16 protein-coding genes are annotated in these 14,443 nt (G+C 67.8%); 7 read left to right on the forward strand and 9 right to left on the reverse strand.

The features are described from left to right. Positions 1 to 49 precede the first annotated feature (49 nt). The 6 genes from sufC (at position 50) to ASE22_RS16635 (ending at position 5,724) form a co-directional block, all read left to right on the forward strand. Positions 50 to 793: a Fe-S cluster assembly ATPase SufC gene (sufC, locus tag ASE22_RS16610; RefSeq protein ID WP_056362541.1), complete on the forward strand. Its 744-nt coding sequence runs from the start codon at positions 50 to 52 to the stop codon at positions 791 to 793. Continuing rightward, on the forward strand, positions 790 to 1,884 hold the full coding sequence (locus ASE22_RS16615) for a SufB/SufD family protein (protein WP_056362049.1): 1,095 nt from the start codon (positions 790 to 792) through the stop codon (positions 1,882 to 1,884). The genes sufC and ASE22_RS16615 overlap by 4 nt, the downstream gene beginning before the upstream one ends. Beyond that, positions 1,881 to 3,095, forward strand: coding sequence for a cysteine desulfurase (locus ASE22_RS16620; protein WP_056362052.1), 1,215 nt, complete (start codon positions 1,881 to 1,883; stop codon positions 3,093 to 3,095). The genes ASE22_RS16615 and ASE22_RS16620 overlap by 4 nt, the downstream gene beginning before the upstream one ends. A gap of 14 nt (positions 3,096 to 3,109) precedes the next feature. Next, positions 3,110 to 3,589: an SUF system Fe-S cluster assembly protein gene (locus ASE22_RS16625; protein WP_056362544.1), complete on the forward strand. Its 480-nt coding sequence runs from the start codon at positions 3,110 to 3,112 to the stop codon at positions 3,587 to 3,589. Positions 3,590 to 3,647: 58 nt separating this feature from the next. After that, positions 3,648 to 4,004 carry a HesB/IscA family protein gene (locus ASE22_RS16630; protein ID WP_056362055.1) on the forward strand — a complete coding sequence of 119 codons (357 nt, stop codon included), beginning with the start codon at positions 3,648 to 3,650 and terminating at the stop codon, positions 4,002 to 4,004. 124 nt (positions 4,005 to 4,128) lie between these two features. Next, positions 4,129 to 5,724, forward strand: a complete 1,596-nt coding sequence (locus ASE22_RS16635; protein WP_056362058.1) for a hypothetical protein — start codon at positions 4,129 to 4,131, stop codon at positions 5,722 to 5,724. Positions 5,725 to 5,752: 28 nt separating this feature from the next. Here ASE22_RS16635 and ASE22_RS16640 read toward each other — a convergent pair whose 3' ends face one another. Genes ASE22_RS16640 through ASE22_RS16650 form a run of 3 tightly spaced genes read right to left on the reverse strand, consistent with a single transcriptional unit; the run spans position 5,753 to position 7,871 of the window. Next, on the reverse strand, positions 5,753 to 6,481 hold the full coding sequence (locus tag ASE22_RS16640) for a class I SAM-dependent methyltransferase (RefSeq protein ID WP_056362061.1): 729 nt from the start codon (positions 6,479 to 6,481) through the stop codon (positions 5,753 to 5,755). Then, positions 6,481 to 7,458: a glycosyltransferase family 2 protein gene (locus ASE22_RS16645; protein WP_200933106.1), complete on the reverse strand. Its 978-nt coding sequence runs from the start codon at positions 7,456 to 7,458 to the stop codon at positions 6,481 to 6,483. The genes ASE22_RS16640 and ASE22_RS16645 overlap by 1 nt, the downstream gene beginning before the upstream one ends. After that, positions 7,455 to 7,871, reverse strand: a complete 417-nt coding sequence (locus tag ASE22_RS16650; RefSeq protein WP_056362545.1) for a GtrA family protein — start codon at positions 7,869 to 7,871, stop codon at positions 7,455 to 7,457. The genes ASE22_RS16645 and ASE22_RS16650 overlap by 4 nt, the downstream gene beginning before the upstream one ends. 282 nt (positions 7,872 to 8,153) lie before the next feature. Here ASE22_RS16650 and ASE22_RS16655 point away from each other — a divergent pair, with 282 nt between their 5' ends. After that, on the forward strand, positions 8,154 to 9,962 hold the full coding sequence (locus ASE22_RS16655) for a hypothetical protein (RefSeq protein ID WP_056362067.1): 1,809 nt from the start codon (positions 8,154 to 8,156) through the stop codon (positions 9,960 to 9,962). A gap of 129 nt (positions 9,963 to 10,091) precedes the next feature. On the opposite strand, the gene ASE22_RS16660 is transcribed toward ASE22_RS16655, so the two are convergent. From ASE22_RS16660 to ASE22_RS16685, 6 genes are all read right to left on the reverse strand, one after another. After that, entirely contained in the window at positions 10,092 to 11,240 is a 1,149-nt protein-coding gene (locus ASE22_RS16660; protein ID WP_082545348.1) for a calcium-binding protein, read from the reverse strand. A 231-nt stretch (positions 11,241 to 11,471) separates the two neighbouring features. Beyond that, the gene (locus ASE22_RS16665) at positions 11,472 to 12,119 is read right to left on the reverse strand and encodes a winged helix-turn-helix domain-containing protein (RefSeq protein ID WP_235537383.1); all 648 of its coding nucleotides are present in this window, start codon (positions 12,117 to 12,119) and stop codon (positions 11,472 to 11,474) included. A 127-nt stretch (positions 12,120 to 12,246) separates the two neighbouring features. Continuing rightward, positions 12,247 to 12,888, reverse strand: a complete 642-nt coding sequence (locus ASE22_RS16670) for a MarC family protein (protein WP_056362073.1) — start codon at positions 12,886 to 12,888, stop codon at positions 12,247 to 12,249. After that, complete coding sequence (gene folD / locus ASE22_RS16675; protein WP_056362076.1) at positions 12,888 to 13,781, reverse strand: bifunctional methylenetetrahydrofolate dehydrogenase/methenyltetrahydrofolate cyclohydrolase FolD; 894 nt, start codon at positions 13,779 to 13,781, stop codon at positions 12,888 to 12,890. The genes ASE22_RS16670 and folD overlap by 1 nt, the downstream gene beginning before the upstream one ends. Next, on the reverse strand, positions 13,778 to 14,095 hold the full coding sequence (locus ASE22_RS16680) for a DUF167 domain-containing protein (protein WP_156397177.1): 318 nt from the start codon (positions 14,093 to 14,095) through the stop codon (positions 13,778 to 13,780). The genes folD and ASE22_RS16680 overlap by 4 nt, the downstream gene beginning before the upstream one ends. Then, positions 14,092 to 14,394 carry a YggT family protein gene (locus ASE22_RS16685; protein WP_056362079.1) on the reverse strand — a complete coding sequence of 101 codons (303 nt, stop codon included), beginning with the start codon at positions 14,392 to 14,394 and terminating at the stop codon, positions 14,092 to 14,094. Before ASE22_RS16685 ends, ASE22_RS16680 begins: the two co-directional genes overlap by 4 nt. Positions 14,395 to 14,443: the final 49 nt, after the last annotated feature.

The following is a 14,443-nucleotide window of genomic DNA, read 5'->3' on the forward strand; positions in this document are numbered from 1 at the left end:
GATAGAGACATGGACCCCAGCCTGCGCTGGGGTGACGACAGGATTCAAGATGCTCAAGATTGAAAACCTCCACGCCGAAATCGACGGCAAGGCGATTCTCAAGGGACTGTCGCTGACGATCGATCCGGGCGAGATCCATGCGATCATGGGGCCGAACGGTGCGGGCAAGTCGACGCTCTCCTATGTCCTCGCCGGCCGGCCCGGCTATGAAGTGACCGAAGGCAGCGTGACCTTCGAGGGCGAGGACCTGCTCGACAAGGCGCCGCACGAACGCGCCGCCGCCGGCCTTTTCCTCGGTTTCCAATATCCGGTCGAGATCCCCGGGGTTTCGAACGTCCAGTTCCTGCGCGAGGCGCTCAACGCGCAGCGGCGGCTGCGGGGTGAGGAGCCGCTGTCGGGCGGCGACTTCCTGAAGCGCGCCAAGGCGCAGGCCGATGCGCTGGGGCTGAGCATGGACATGCTCAAGCGCCCGGTGAACGTCGGCTTCTCGGGTGGCGAGAAGAAGCGCAACGAGATGGTGCAGATGGGGATCATCGACCCAAGGCTCGCCATCCTCGACGAGACCGACAGCGGCCTCGACATCGACGCGCTGCGCACCGTCGGGCACGGCATCAACACGATCATGCGCAAGCCCGACCGGGCGGTGCTGCTGATCACCCATTACCAGCGACTGCTCGACTATGTGAAACCCGACTTCGTCCACGTCCTCGCGGCGGGCCGCATCGTTCGCACCGGCGGCGCCGAGCTGGCGCACGAGCTCGAGCGCGAGGGATATGGGGCGATCGCGGCGTGACCCTCGCCCTCCCCTCGACCCGCCAGGAAGCCTGGCGCTGGTCCGATCTTTCGGGGCTCGAAGCGCTGTCCGTAGCACCTGCTACAGGGACGACCAGCGGCCTCGATTCGCACTGGATCGGTGCCGATGACTCGGGCGGCCCCCGCCTGCTGTTCGTCGACGGGACCTTCGAGGACGAGCATAGCCGGCTCGGCCCGGTCGCGGTCGGCCTGACCGAGGCGCGATCCGATCACCCGCTCGGCCGCCTCGCCACCGCGCCCGGCTGGACGCTGACCGTCCACAAGGACGGCGCCACCCCGCCCGGCCCGATCGAGATCGTCCATGTCGCCACCGGCGGCGCCAGCCATGTCCCCGCGCGCATCGTCCTGGCCGAGGACGCGCAGGCGAGCATCGTCGAGACCTATGTCGGCGACGGCTGGGCCAACCGCCTCACCACGATCGAGCTCGGCCGCTCGGCACGGCTGATGCGCGCGATCCGGTTGAGCCAGGCGAGCGGCTTCGTGTCGTTGCGCGACGAGGCGACGGTCGGTGCGGGCGCAAGCCTCGTCACCACGCTCCTCGCCGCGGGGGCGGCGGGCAGCCGGCTCGACGCGATGATCACCCTCGACGGCCCCGGCGCCTTCGCCGAGCATGGTGGCGCGCTGCTCGCGCGCGACAGCCAGCGCCACGATGCGGCGGTCGTCGTCCGCCACGCCCGCCCCGAAGGCACCAGCCGCCAGCTGTGGCGCGCGGTCGCCGACGATCAGGCGATCGCGAGCATGGCGGCGCGGGTCGAGGTGGCGCGCGACGCGCAGAAGACCGACGGCGAGCAATCGCTGCGCGGACTGATGCTGAAGCGCACCGCTACGATCAACCTCAAGCCCGAGCTCGAGATCTTCGCCGACGACGTGAAGTGCGCGCATGGCGCCACGGTCGGCGAACTCGACGCGCAGGCGCTGTTCTACATGACCTCGCGCGGCATCACCCCCGATCGCGCCCGGGCGCTGCTGACCCAGGCGTTCATCGCCGACGCGGTCTCGCGGATCGGCGAGGACGCCGTCCGCGACGTCTTCCAGGCCGAGGCCGAACGCTGGCTGGGGAAGCACGCATGAGCGAGGTGATCGACATCGCCGAGGTCAGCCGCCGTGCCGATTTCCCGGCGATTCCGGCGGGCTGGCATTATCTCGACACCGCCGCGACCGCGCAGAAGCCGCAGGCGGTGATCGCCGCGATCGCCCAGGCCTATGGCCGCGACTATGCGACCGTCCATCGCGGCGTCTATCGCCGCTCGGCCGACATGACGATCGCCTATGAGGCGGCGCGCCAGCGGGTCGCCCGTTTCCTGGGTGCGCGCACCGCCGACGAGATCGTCTTCGTGCGCGGCGCGACCGAGGCGATCAACCTCGTCGCGCAGACATGGGGCATCGCCAACCTCGAGCCCGGCGACCGCATCCTGCTGTCGCAGCTCGAGCATCATTCGAACATCGTGCCCTGGCAGCTGATCCAGGATCGCACCGGCATAGCCATCGACGTCTGTCCGCTCACCGCCGACGGCCGGATCGATCTCGACGCGATGCAGGCGATGCTGACCGAACGCCACAAGCTGGTCGCGCTCGCCCATGTCTCGAACGTGCTCGGATCGATGCTCGACGCGAAGCGCGCGGCCGAAATGGCGCACCGGGTCGGCGCGAGGATCCTGATCGACGGCTGCCAGGCGGTGCCGCGCATCGCCGTCGACGTGGCCGACATCGGCTGCGATTTCTACGTCTTCTCGGGCCACAAGCTTTATGGGCCGACCGGCATCGGCGTGCTCTGGGCGAAAGGCGAACTGCTCGACGCGATGCCGCCCTGGCAGGGCGGCGGATCGATGATCGACAAGGTAAGCTTCGCAGGGACGACCTGGGCGCCGGCGCCGCAGCGCTTCGAGGCGGGGACGCCGAACATCGTCGGCGCGCTCGGCCTCCACGCCGCGATCGACTATGTCGACGCGATCGGCCTGGCCTTCATCCATGCGCACGAGATGGCGCTGGTGACGAAGGCACGCGCCGCGCTGTCGGCGATCAACAGCGTGCGGCTGTTCGGGCCCGAGGATTCTGCCGGCATCGTCTCCTTCGCGATCGAGGGGGTGCATCCGCACGACATCGGCACCATATTGGACGAGGAAGATGTGGCGATCAGGGCCGGCCATCACTGCGCCCAGCCACTGATGGAGCATCTCGACGTTCCGGCCACCGCGCGGGCGAGCTTCGGCATCTACAATGACGATGACGACGTCGCGGCGCTGGCGCGGGGAATCGAACGGGTGACGCGGATTTTCGGATGACGATGGATGATTCGATGAGCGAGACGGGAAAGATCGTGGTCGAGGAGGTCGACGCCGTGGCGCCGCCGCCCAAGGCGCGGGTCGACATGGCCGACGAGGACAACAACGCCGGTGGGGCGGAGCGCAAGCCCGACTATCTCGACGGCTTCCTGTCGCAGAAGCCGGCCGAGGCGGGCGCGGGCGAGCCGGGCGGCGATGTCTACGAGGGCGTGATCAGCGCGCTCAAGGAAATCTACGATCCCGAGATCCCGGTGAACATCTACGAGCTGGGGCTGATCTACGGAGTCGACGTGACCCCCGACCACCATGTCGTGGTGACGATGACGCTGACCACGCCGCACTGCCCGGTCGCCGAGTCGATGCCGGGCGAGGTCGAGCTGAGGGTCGGCGCGGTGCCGGGGGTCGGTTCGGCCGAGGTCAACCTGATCTGGGATCCGCCCTGGGATCCCGCCAAGATGTCGGACGAAGCGAAGCTAGAATTGGGAATGTTGTAAGGATGAAAGCCTACCCCACATCGTTCGTGCGGGGATGGCAGGTCTGGAGTTTGAGCCGATGACGACCACCACCGCCCGCCCGCGCCCCGCCGCGCTGACGCTGACGCCGTCGGCCGAGGCGCGTATCGCCAGGCTGATGGCGGATGCCCCCGAGGGTGCGATCGGCGTCAAGCTGTCGACCCCGCGCCGAGGCTGTTCGGGACTCGCCTATTCGGTCGACTATGTCACCGAGGCCGATCCGTTCGACGAGAAGATCGAGACTCCGGGCGGCACCTTCTACGTCGACGGCGGGTCGATCCTTTACCTGATCGGATCGGCGATGGACTGGGTCGAGGACGACTTCACCGCCGGCTTCGTCTTCAACAACCCCAACGCCAAGGGCAGCTGCGGCTGCGGCGAGAGCTTCACGGTCTGAGCCGGGGCGGCGCGGGCCGCTTGTTCCCGCCGGCCCGCCGCCAAGCCGCGCGCGCCGATATTCCATGGCGGAATCGCGCGAGCCCCTTGCCGTCCCCGCGCGCCCGACATAAGGCCGAAACTCGATGTTCCGGTCCACACCACCCGTAACGCCGCCGTCCGGCTGGTGGACGCGACCCTGGTATATCGCTGCCCTTGCGATCCTGTCGATCGTTCCGCTGATCCGACCCGAAGTGCCGCCGCTCGTCGACCTGATGGGGCATATGGGGCGCTACAGGGTCGAGTTGTCCGATCCCTCCTCGCCGCTGCTGACCGAATATTTCAGCTTCCAATGGGCGCTGATGGGCAATCTGGGCGTCGACCTGCTGATCGTGCCCATGGCCAAGATCTTCGGCCTCGAGCTCGGCGTGAAGCTGATCGTCATGGCCGTGCCGGCGCTGACCCTGACCGGCCTGCTGCTGATCGCGCGCGAGGTGCACGGGCGGCTGCCGGCGACCGCCGCGCTGGTCGCGCCCTTCGCCTATTGCTGGCCCTTTCAATGGGGGTTCATCAACTATGTCCTCGCCATGGCGCTGGCGCTCAACGCCTTCGCGCTGTGGCTCTATCTGGCAAGGATCGGGCGCATCCGGCTGCGCGCCGTCCTGTTCGTGCCGATCGGCTGCCTGGTGTGGCTCGCGCACGGCTTCGCCTGGGGCGTGCTGGGCCTGCTGGCCTTTTCGGCCGAGATCGTGCGGATGCGCGACGTCGAGGGACGCGGCTTCCTCGAATCGCTGTGGCGCGGGGTACTCCACTGCCTGCCGCTCGCCCCGCCGATGCTGCTGATGGTGCTGTGGCGGTCGGGCGACGTACAGGGCGAAACGGCCGACTGGTTCAACTGGAAGGCCAAATATGTCTATCTGGTCTCCTCGCTGCGCACCCAGTGGATGGAGTTCGACATCGGGCTGGTGTCGCTGCTGATCCTGCTCGTGCTGTTCGGGATCGGGTCGATCGGCTGGCGCGGCATCGGCGTCGACATGCGCCGCACCCTCGGCGTCGCCACCCTCGTGCTGATCATCGCTTATGCGCTGATGCCGCGCATCGTCATCGGGTCGGCCTATGCCGACATGCGGCTCGCCCCCTATGTCGTGGCGATCGGGGTGATCGGGCTGGTGCCGCGCTTCACCGACCGGGCGGCGCTGAATCTCGTCGCGCTGTTCGCGCTGCTCGTCTTCGGTGTCCGCGTCTGGCAGGCGACCGAACAATTCGCCGGCTTCTCCGCCTATCAGGAGAAGCAGCTCGCCGCGCTCGATCATGTCGACCGCAACAGCCGCATCTTCGCGCTGGTCGAGCTGCCCTGCCTGTCGCGCTGGGAGTCGCCGCGACTCGAACATCTCGGCGCGATGGCGATCGTCCGGCGCGAATCCTTCGTCAACGGCCAGTGGACGATGGCGGGCGCGCAGCTGCTGTCGATCAAATATGCCCCCGCCAAGGGCTATGCCGAGGATCCGACCCAGGTGATGCGCCCGCGCCGCTGCCGGGCGCCTCGCTCGCGGAGCATCGAAAGCTCGATCGCGCTCTTCCCGCGCGACGCCTTCGACTATCTCTGGCTGATCAACGCCTCGCGCGAGCACTGGCCGATCAACGATCCGTCGCTGAAGCTGATCTGGAACGGCGGCGAGCGCGGCGCGCTCTACAGCATCCAGGAGGACGCCGAGCCCTTCCGGTTCAAGCCGGTACGCTGATCGATCGGCTGCGCGCCCTATCGAAGACCTAGACTTTCGGCTCGCCCACGATCGCGATCGAGACGCCGAACGGAAGCGGCATGCTGGCGACCCAGAAGCGTTCGGCGCCGAACAGCCCCTTCAGGATCGCGTTGACCGGGCGGGACGGCATCGCGTCGTCGCCCCCTTCCTTGCCGCCGACCTTGCGGATCAGCCGCACCGCCGCGATCAGCGGGAACAGCACGCTGTTGAAATGGGTCATGAAGCGCGGCTTCAGCCCCGCCTGCCCGAACACGGCGCGCAGCCCTGCGCCGGTATAGCGGCGCTGGTGATGGTGGGCGACATCGTGCGCGCTCCACATCCATGGCGCCCCGGGCACGGTGACGAGGATGCGGCCGCCCGGCGCAAGCTTGCCGCGCAGATGAGCCAGCGCCTCGACGTCGCCGGGGATATGCTCGAGCACGTCGAGCAGGACGATCAGGTCGTAGGCGCCGTCGTCAAGCGGGACGTTCGGCAGATAGCCGCCCTTGATCCGCAGGCCGCTGCGCCGTTCGGCAAAGGCCCGGGCGCCGTCGTCGGGCTCGATCGCGTCGACCGTGCCGTAGCGCTTGAGCAGGTCCAGGTTCGAGCCGGTGCCCGCCCCGACCTCGAGGATGCGCATCGGCCCCGGCTTCGGCCGGTGGCGCTCGATCAGGGCGGCGATGATCCGGCGGCGGGCGACGAACCACCAATGGTCCTGGTCGATCTCCGCCATGCGGTCGTAGGTGGCGCGGTCCATCAGTCGTCGCCCTTCGCTTCGGGATCGGCACAGCCGATCCGCTGGCGGACGATGTAGATCGGCCGCTTCTTGGTTTCGACCAGGATGCGACCGACATATTCGCCGAGAATGCCGAGCGAGAGCAGCTGGACGCCACCGAGGAACAGGGTCGCGACCATCAGCGAGGGATAGCCCGCCACGTCGGCGCCGTAGATCAGGGTGCGCACGCCGATATAGACCGCATAGACCAGCGCGACGATGGCGATCACCGCGCCGACATAGGACCAGACCCGCAACGGCGCGGTCGAGGCCGAGGTGATGCCGTCGATCGCGAGCTGCCAGAGCTTCCAATAGTTGAACTTGGTGGTGCCGACGGCGCGCTCGGCGCGGTCATATTCGACCGCGGTCTGGCGGAAGCCCGACCAGGCGAACAGGCCCTTCATGAAGCGGTTGCGCTCGGGCATGCGCTTGATCACCTCGACGACCTTGCGGTCGAGCAGGCGAAAGTCGCCGGCATGCTCGGGGATCTTGTCCATCGAGAGCCAGTTGTGCGCGCGATAATAGAGGTCGGCGGTCAGCCGCTTGGGCAGCGAGTCGGTCATGCGGTTGCGTCGCACGCCATAGACGACCTCATAGCCGTCGCGCCATTTGTCGAGCATCGCCCCGATCACCTCGGGCGGATCCTGCATGTCGACGTCGATCGGCACCACTACCGCGCCGCGCGCATGATCGAGCCCCGCCGACAGCGCGGCTTCCTTGCCGAAATTGCGTGACAGCGACAGCGCGGTGACCCGGGGATCGGCATCGTGCGCGACGAGGATCGCCGCCATCGTCCGGTCGGTGCTGCCGTCGTCGATGAAGACGATCTCCCAGCCGATGGGCGCCCCCGCGGGATCGCGCAGCGCGTCGAGCACGCGCGTCATCCGGGCGACGAAGGGGACGATCGCCTCCTCCTCGTCCTTCACCGGCGCGATGATCGAGAGGACGGGTCCGCTCATTCGAATACCCATTGGCGGTTCAGCCAGAAGACGAGGAGCGGCGTCACGCCCAGCACCAGAGGATAGGGGGACCAGATCGGAAGGTCCAGATGCCGGACGAGCAGCCAGACCCACAGGCTGTTGAGCGCGAAGCTGACGAGCGAGACGATGGCGAAGCGGAAGATGCGGACCCCCTGCCGGTCGCGCCCGCCATGGCCGCGGAAGCTCCACTGGCCATGGGCGACATAGCCGGTGCTCGCCGCGCCGATGAAACCCGCGGTCCAGGCGAGGTTGGGATCCCAGCCGGCCAGCTTCACCAGCCCATGGTAGATCCCGATGTTGACCAGGGAGGCGAGCATCCCGGTGATCGCATAGCGGACCAGCTGGCCGAGGAGGAGCATGCGCTCGCGGGGTATGAAGGGCGCCTCCGGCATCGCCGCGCCATTCCACAAAAGCGGAAGCGGCTCAAGCGTCCCCATCGACGAGCTGAAGCGCTCTCTCGCCTGACGATGGCATGGGGAACACGCTCCCCGGGGAAAGGGAACCCCGAAGGAGCGCCTCCCGTGGGGCGGAAATTGCCAGTCCGGTCCCCCCGTATCCGTTCCCGGATGCGGCGAAGACAGCATGACGAAGCTGAACCTCGCCCGAACGGATGCGAAACGGGGCACGATTTTCGTCGATTGCGGCGGGCGGCCGGGCGGCCTAATCGAGAGCCGATGCAGGACGAGAACGACGCGCAGTTCGAAGATCGGCTGATGGCCTGGGTCGAGCACCGCTGGCGCACGGCCTTCTGGCTGATGTTCGCCGGGGCTTGCGCCTATTTCCTCTATTATAAATGGGGCCAGGTCCGCTGGCTTGGGCTCAGCGATACCGACGACAATCTGCGGCTGGCCGAGGTGAAGGCCTGGCTCGCCGGACAGGGCTGGTTCGACCTGCGTCAGTACAAGCTCGCACCGCCCGGCGGGCTCAACGTCCACTGGTCGCGGATCGTCGACCTGCCGATCGCCGGGCTGATCCTGATCTTCCGACCGCTGGTCGGCGAGTTCACCGCCGAGCGGATCGCCTGCGCGGTGGCGCCGATGCTGGCGCTGGCGCCGGCGCTGTGGGCGCTGATCCTGACGGTGCGGCGGATCGTCCATCCGCGCGCCTATCCGATCGCCTTCGCGGTGCTGCTGTGCGCACAGACCACGCTGTTCATGTGGATGCCGCTGCGCATCGACCATCATGGCTGGCAGCTGGCGATGCTGACGCTCGTCGTCGCCGGGATCGCCGACCGCCACCCGCAGCGCGGCGGCGCCACGGCGGGCCTGGCCACCGCGGTATCGCTCGGCATCGGGCTGGAGCTGATCCCGATGATGGCGGTGGCGGGCGCATCGATCGCGCTGCGCTGGACCTGGGACCGGGAACAGGCGCCCCGGCTGCGCGCCTATGCGGTGGCGCTGGGGGGGGGCTGCGCACTCGCCTACGCCGGCTTCGCATCCCATGACAACCGGCAGATGCTGTGCGACGTGCTGTCGCCGGTCTATCTGTCGACCCTGCTGCTGACGTCGGCGCTGATGCTGCTGCTCGGCCTCGTCACCATCCGGGGCCGCTGGTGGCGCCTCGCCGCGCTCGCCGTCGCCGGCGGCATCATCGCCGCCTTCTTCGCGCTGAACTTCCCGCAATGCCTGGGCCGGCCCGAGGCGATCTCGCCCGAGCTCGATCGGCTGTGGTTCGCCAATATCCGCGAGGTGAAGCCGCTCACCACCAAGCCGTGGCGCGACGCGCTGCTGACCGCCTGGCTGCCGCTGATCGGCACGGCCGGCGCGATCATCGCCTTCTGGCGCGCGCGCCGCACCGCGCAGGCTCCGGCCTGGGCGACGATCGCGCTGCTCAGCCTGCTGGCGACGGCGGGGCTGGCCTGGCAGTCGCGCTTCGGCCCGCAGGCGCAGCTGATGGGCGTCTATGGCGCGACTGCGCTCGGCTGGTGGCTGCTGCCGCGCCTGCTCGACTCGGGATCGGCGCTGGTGCGGGTCGGCGGCACCCTGCTCGCCTTCTTCGCGCTGTCGGGCCAGATCGCCCAGTTCGTGGCGATGATCCCCAGGCCAGCGAAGGAGGTCCGCAAGGAGAAGGCACGCGCGCTGACCGATCGCCAGCCGCGCCGCTGCGCCACCATTCCCTCGCTCGCCCAGCTCGACCGACTACCGCCCGCGACGATGCTGACCTTCGTCGACCTCGGACCGCGGCTGATCACGATCACGAAGCACAGCGCGGTCGCCGGCCCCTATCATCGCAACGGCGACGCCATCCTCGACGTCCAGCACAGCTTCCGCGCGACCTCGCCGGAGGTGGCGCACGCGGTGATGAGGCGCCGCGGCGCGACGATGCTGCTGCTCTGCCCCGGCATGGCCGAATCGACCATCTACAAGGCGCAGTCGCCGAACGGGTTCTATGCGCAGTTGATGGACGGAAAAATACCCGGCTGGCTGGAGCCAGTCGGGTTGCCGGAAAATTCCCCGTTCCGGTTGTGGAAGGTTATAGGCTAGACCTTCGTATATCGCTTCGGCCGCTTTCGTGGCCGGAAGAGGTGAGCGTGATACCGCGAAACTGGAGGGAAACGCGGTACCACGCTCCGGGTGGGTCCAGGGTCGAGCCCCCGGACCTGCCCCTTTCGATTAGACCGAGAAGATCGAATCAGCGGTGAAGTCGGTAGCGGTCATGCCGTCGAGCTTAATCATGGCGTTGATCGACGCAGCCACGCCGCCATTGTCGTCATAGAACAGATAGGTGTCGCTGCCGACCTGGATCGCCGCGATCTTGTTGACCGAACCACCGTCGATGAGGCCCTGCGCATAGGTATAGGCGGCCTCGGCCGAGGCGATGGTGATGCCGGCCTGGGCATAGACGATGTTGCCGGTGCCGATGCCGATCGAGCCGCCGATGTCGACCTTGTCCTCGCCGATAGCGAAGTCGGTGATCTGGTCGGCGAAATAGGCCAGCGCGCCGGTGGTGTCGAAGGCCGCGTCGCCCGCGGCGAAGCGGAACAGGTCGTCGCCCGCACCGCCGGTCAGCACGTCGATCCCGGTGCCGCCGACCAGCGTATCCTTGCCGAGGTCGCCGAACAGGATGTCGTTGCCTTCGTCGCCCTGGACGAGATCGTTGCCCTGGCCGCCGCGGAGGATGTCGTTGCCTTCGCCGCCAGAGATGGTGTCGTTGCCCTTGTTGCCGTTGACGATGTCATTGCCTTCGCCGCCGAAGATCAGGTCGTCGTCGGCACCGCCATTGATGCGGTCGTTGCCCAGGCCGCCGAGCAGCGTGTCGTCGCCGGCATTGCCCTGAATATAATCGTTGCCGGCGCCGCCGTCGATATAGTCGTCGCCATCGGCGCTCGGGTCACCGGTCAGATCGAAGCCGTAGAGATGGTCATTGCCGTTGCCGCCGACGATCCTGTCGTCACCCGCGCCGCCGAACACGTTGCTCGCGGCGTTGCTGGTGGTGATCTCGTCGTCGCCGTCGAGGCCGTAATAGATCGCCTTGCCGCCGGTGAAGGTCAGCGTGTCGTCGCCCGAGCCGCCGATCACCAGGCTGGTGGCCGAGCTGTCGGTGAAGCTGAGACGGCCCGCGGTCGACGCCGCCTGCAGCTCCGACGCGCGGAACTGGAGCGAAACGCCGTCCTGAGAGGTCAGGAAAACCGTGTCGAAGCTGGTCGGGGTGACGGTGAGGCTGGACGCGGGGGTCGCAGCGTTGAAAACGATCTGGTCGACCGCCCCGTTGAAGGTTTCAGCCTGCTTGGCCGTCATCGTCTCGAACAAATAAACCGTCATCTACAATTCTCCTGCCAGCGGCAGCGTCGCTGCCCCAATCCGAATGGATCTTTCGGCAGATAAAGCGAATCCAAGAATGTAGACCATGCATATAAATTTTATAAAGACGGTCATAAATTTTCATATTGCGTGGAATAACAAATCATCTGCTACGTAAGCGTCGAACTACATCCAGATATATTTGGGTTTATTTCCGAATATATGAGTCAGTTCGGAAAATCTACTATCGCGTCACTCGATGGCGAGGCGATATCCGATACCCGGCTCCGTCAGGACGATCCGCGGATCGGACGGATCATCTTCGATCTTCTGGCGCAGCAAGCCGATATAGACGCGCAGATACTGGGTGTCGGCGGCGGCCGGGCCCCAGCCCGCGGCGAGCAGCCGGCGATGGCCGACGACATCGCCGGCCTGCCGCGCGAGCACCCGGAGCAGCGCATATTCCTTCGGCGACAGCCGCACCGTGCGGCCTGCGACGGTGACCCGCCGACTGCCGAAGTCGATCGCCAGAGCGCCGGCCCTGAACGGGCCGGGGGTCGCCGACGACCGGCCGCGCCGCCGTTCGGCGACCCGGATCCGCGACAGGATCTCGCGGTCCTCGCAGGGCGTGTCGACATAATCGTCGGCGCCCTCGTCGAGCGCGGCGATCTTCTCCTCCTCCTGGTCGCGACCGGAAAGGATGATCATCGGCACGTCGCTTTCCTGCCGGATGGCGTGGACCAGCGCGCGCACGTCGAGATCGGCCAGCGCGCCATCGAGAAGGACGATGTCGGGCTCGACGTCGAGGGCGCGGGCCGCGGCCCGGTCGGGCTCGACGGCAATGGTGACACGATAACCGGCAGCGCCGAGCAGCGCAGACAGCGCCGGCTCGTCGCCCACCAACAATATGTGGGCTGTCATGAAGGACCTTTCGTTCCGCTCATGGGAACGCGGGGCTATACGGGCGCCGAGGCCCGACTATTCCCGGGGATTCGAAAAGCCTGTGTCGGAAATCCGCCCGAACGGGTCAGCGGACCCCGAAAGCCGCGCTGATTCCGTCGATCACGAATTGTGCGGCCAGCGCGGCGAGCAACACCCCCAGCACCCGGGTGATCATCGCCTCCAGCTTCGGCCCCAGCACCCGCATGATCGGCCCGGCGGCGAGCAGCGCGGCCATGGTCAGCGCCAGCACCGCGGCGAGCGCGAGCAGCACCAGGAGGGTCTGCTCGATGCCGTGGCTGCGCGACACGAGCAGCATCACCGTGGCGATCGAGCCCGGCCCGGCGATCATCGGGATCGCCATCGGGAAGACCGAGATGTCTTCGACCGGGCGGTGTTCCTCGGCGGCCTTGCGGCTGATCTCGTCGGCGCGGCCCTCGCGCCGCTCGGTGCGCTTCTCGAAGACCATCTCGAGCGCGATCAGGAACAGCATGATCCCGCCGGCGATGCGGAAGGCGTCGAGACTGATGCCGAGCGTGGCGAGCAGCTTCTCGCCGACCAGCGCGAACAGGAACAGCAGCACCGTCGCGATCAGGGTCGACCGGATCGCCATCGAGCGCCGCTGGACCGGGGAGGCGTCACGCGTCAGCCCGGCGAAGATCGGCGCGCAGCCGGGCGGATCGATCACCACGAACAAGGTGACGAACGCCGACAGGAGCAGGGCGATCATCAGATCGCGTCCGTGGCCAGCGGCACCCCGGCGCGGCGATGCGCGGCGACCAGCGTGTTGCGCAGCAGCACGGCGATCGTCATCGGCCCGACCCCGCCCGGCACCGGGGTGATCGCCCCCGCGACGGCGGCGGCCTCGGCGGTGGCGACGTCGCCGACCAGCCGCGTCTTGCCCGGCTCGGCGCCCGGCACCCGGTTGATGCCGACGTCGATCACCGTCGCGCCGGGGCGGATCCAGTCGCCCCTGACCATCTCGGGCCGGCCCACCGCCGCCACGACGATGTCGGCGCGGCGCACCACGCCGGCGAGGTCGCGGGTCCGGCTGTGCGCCAGCGTCACCGTGCAATTCTCGGCGAGCAGCAACGCCGCCATCGGCTTGCCGACGATGTTCGACCGGCCGATCACCACCGCCTCCAGCCCCGACAGGTCGCCGAGCCGGTCCTTGAGCAGCATCAGGCAGCCGAGTGGGGTGCAGGGCACATAGCCCTCCTCGCCCACCGCCAGCCGCCCGGCGTTGACGACGTGGAAGCCGTCGACGTCCTTGTCGGGATCGATCGTCGCGATCACCCGCTTCTCGTCGATATGCGGCGGCAGCGGCAGCTGGACGAGGATGCCGTCGACCCGGTCGTCGGCGTTGAGCCGCTCGACCGTCGCCAACAGCTCGTCCTGGCTCGCGGTCGCGGGCAGCCGGTGCTCGAAGCTCTCCATCCCTGCCTCGACGGTCGCCTTGTGCTTCGACCGCACATAGACCTGGCTCGCCGGATCCTCGCCGACCAGCACGACGGCGAGGCCCGGCGCGCGGCCCGTGGCGGCGCGGAACGCCGGCACCAGCCCGGCCACCCGCTCGCGCAGGCCCGCCGCATATGCCTTGCCGTCGATGATGTCCGCGCTCATTCCACCTGTCCGATCGTGCGTGCGAGGGCAGCCGCCAGCGCGGCGGGATCCCCCGAGATATGGAGCCTCTTTAGCCGCGATGTCGCGCCGCTGGCCAGCGTCACGTCCCGCCTCGAAACGCCGAGCGTCTTGGCCAGCAGCCGGACCAGGGCGTCGTTGGCCGCGCCGTCGCTCGGCGCGGCGGCCAGCTTGACCGAAAGCCAGTGGCGGCCGTCATCGGCCATGACGACGCCCGCGATCGCATCGCGCCCGGCCCTGGGGCTGGCGCGCACGGCGAGGGTGATGCCGTCGCCGGTAGCGGTCCAGGGGGTCAGACGCCCGCCATCATCACCTGCGCCTCGGCGTGGCCGATCACCATCTGCAGGATGATGATCAGCAGCAACGCGACCAGCGGCGACAGGTCGAGCGCCCCGAAATCGGGCATGATCCGGCGGATCGGGCGGTAGATCGGCTCGGTGATCTTGTCGAGCGCGTAGAGCAGCTGGCGGACGAAGTCGTTGTAGGTGTTGATCACGTTGAACGCGACCAGCCAGGACATGATCGCCTGGATGATGATGATCCAGCGCAGCACGCCCAGCAGCAGGTCGGCGATCTGGAGGAGGAGAAGAAGCATCAAAAACCCTCTGACGATGAAACCGCCGATGTAATGATCGCATCCGTCC

Source organism: Sphingomonas sp. Root720 (assembly GCF_001428605.1).
Classification (GTDB): Bacteria; Pseudomonadota; Alphaproteobacteria; order Sphingomonadales; family Sphingomonadaceae; genus Rhizorhabdus.

Excerpts from the sequence above, each read along its gene's own strand:
- ASE22_RS16670 (WP_056362073.1), bottom strand. The coding sequence starts at position 12,888 with ATGATCGCCCTGCTCCTGTCGGCGTTCGTCACCTTGTTCGTGGTGATC.
- ASE22_RS16650 (WP_056362545.1), bottom strand. The coding sequence starts at position 7,871 with ATGCCGGAGGCGCCCTTCATACCCCGCGAGCGCATGCTCCTCCTCGGC.
- ASE22_RS16660 (WP_082545348.1), bottom strand. The coding sequence starts at position 11,240 with ATGACGGTTTATTTGTTCGAGACGATGACGGCCAAGCAGGCTGAAACC.
- ASE22_RS16640 (WP_056362061.1), bottom strand. The coding sequence starts at position 6,481 with ATGGACCGCGCCACCTACGACCGCATGGCGGAGATCGACCAGGACCAT.
- sufC (WP_056362541.1), top strand. The coding sequence starts at position 50 with ATGCTCAAGATTGAAAACCTCCACGCCGAAATCGACGGCAAGGCGATT.
- folD (WP_056362076.1), bottom strand. The coding sequence starts at position 13,781 with ATGAGCGCGGACATCATCGACGGCAAGGCATATGCGGCGGGCCTGCGC.
- ASE22_RS16625 (WP_056362544.1), top strand. The coding sequence starts at position 3,110 with ATGAGCGAGACGGGAAAGATCGTGGTCGAGGAGGTCGACGCCGTGGCG.
- ASE22_RS16635 (WP_056362058.1), top strand. The coding sequence starts at position 4,129 with ATGTTCCGGTCCACACCACCCGTAACGCCGCCGTCCGGCTGGTGGACG.
- ASE22_RS16655 (WP_056362067.1), top strand. The coding sequence starts at position 8,154 with ATGCAGGACGAGAACGACGCGCAGTTCGAAGATCGGCTGATGGCCTGG.
- ASE22_RS16645 (WP_200933106.1), bottom strand. The coding sequence starts at position 7,458 with ATGAGCGGACCCGTCCTCTCGATCATCGCGCCGGTGAAGGACGAGGAG.
- ASE22_RS16630 (WP_056362055.1), top strand. The coding sequence starts at position 3,648 with ATGACGACCACCACCGCCCGCCCGCGCCCCGCCGCGCTGACGCTGACG.
- ASE22_RS16620 (WP_056362052.1), top strand. The coding sequence starts at position 1,881 with ATGAGCGAGGTGATCGACATCGCCGAGGTCAGCCGCCGTGCCGATTTC.
- ASE22_RS16685 (WP_056362079.1), bottom strand. The coding sequence starts at position 14,394 with ATGCTTCTTCTCCTCCTCCAGATCGCCGACCTGCTGCTGGGCGTGCTG.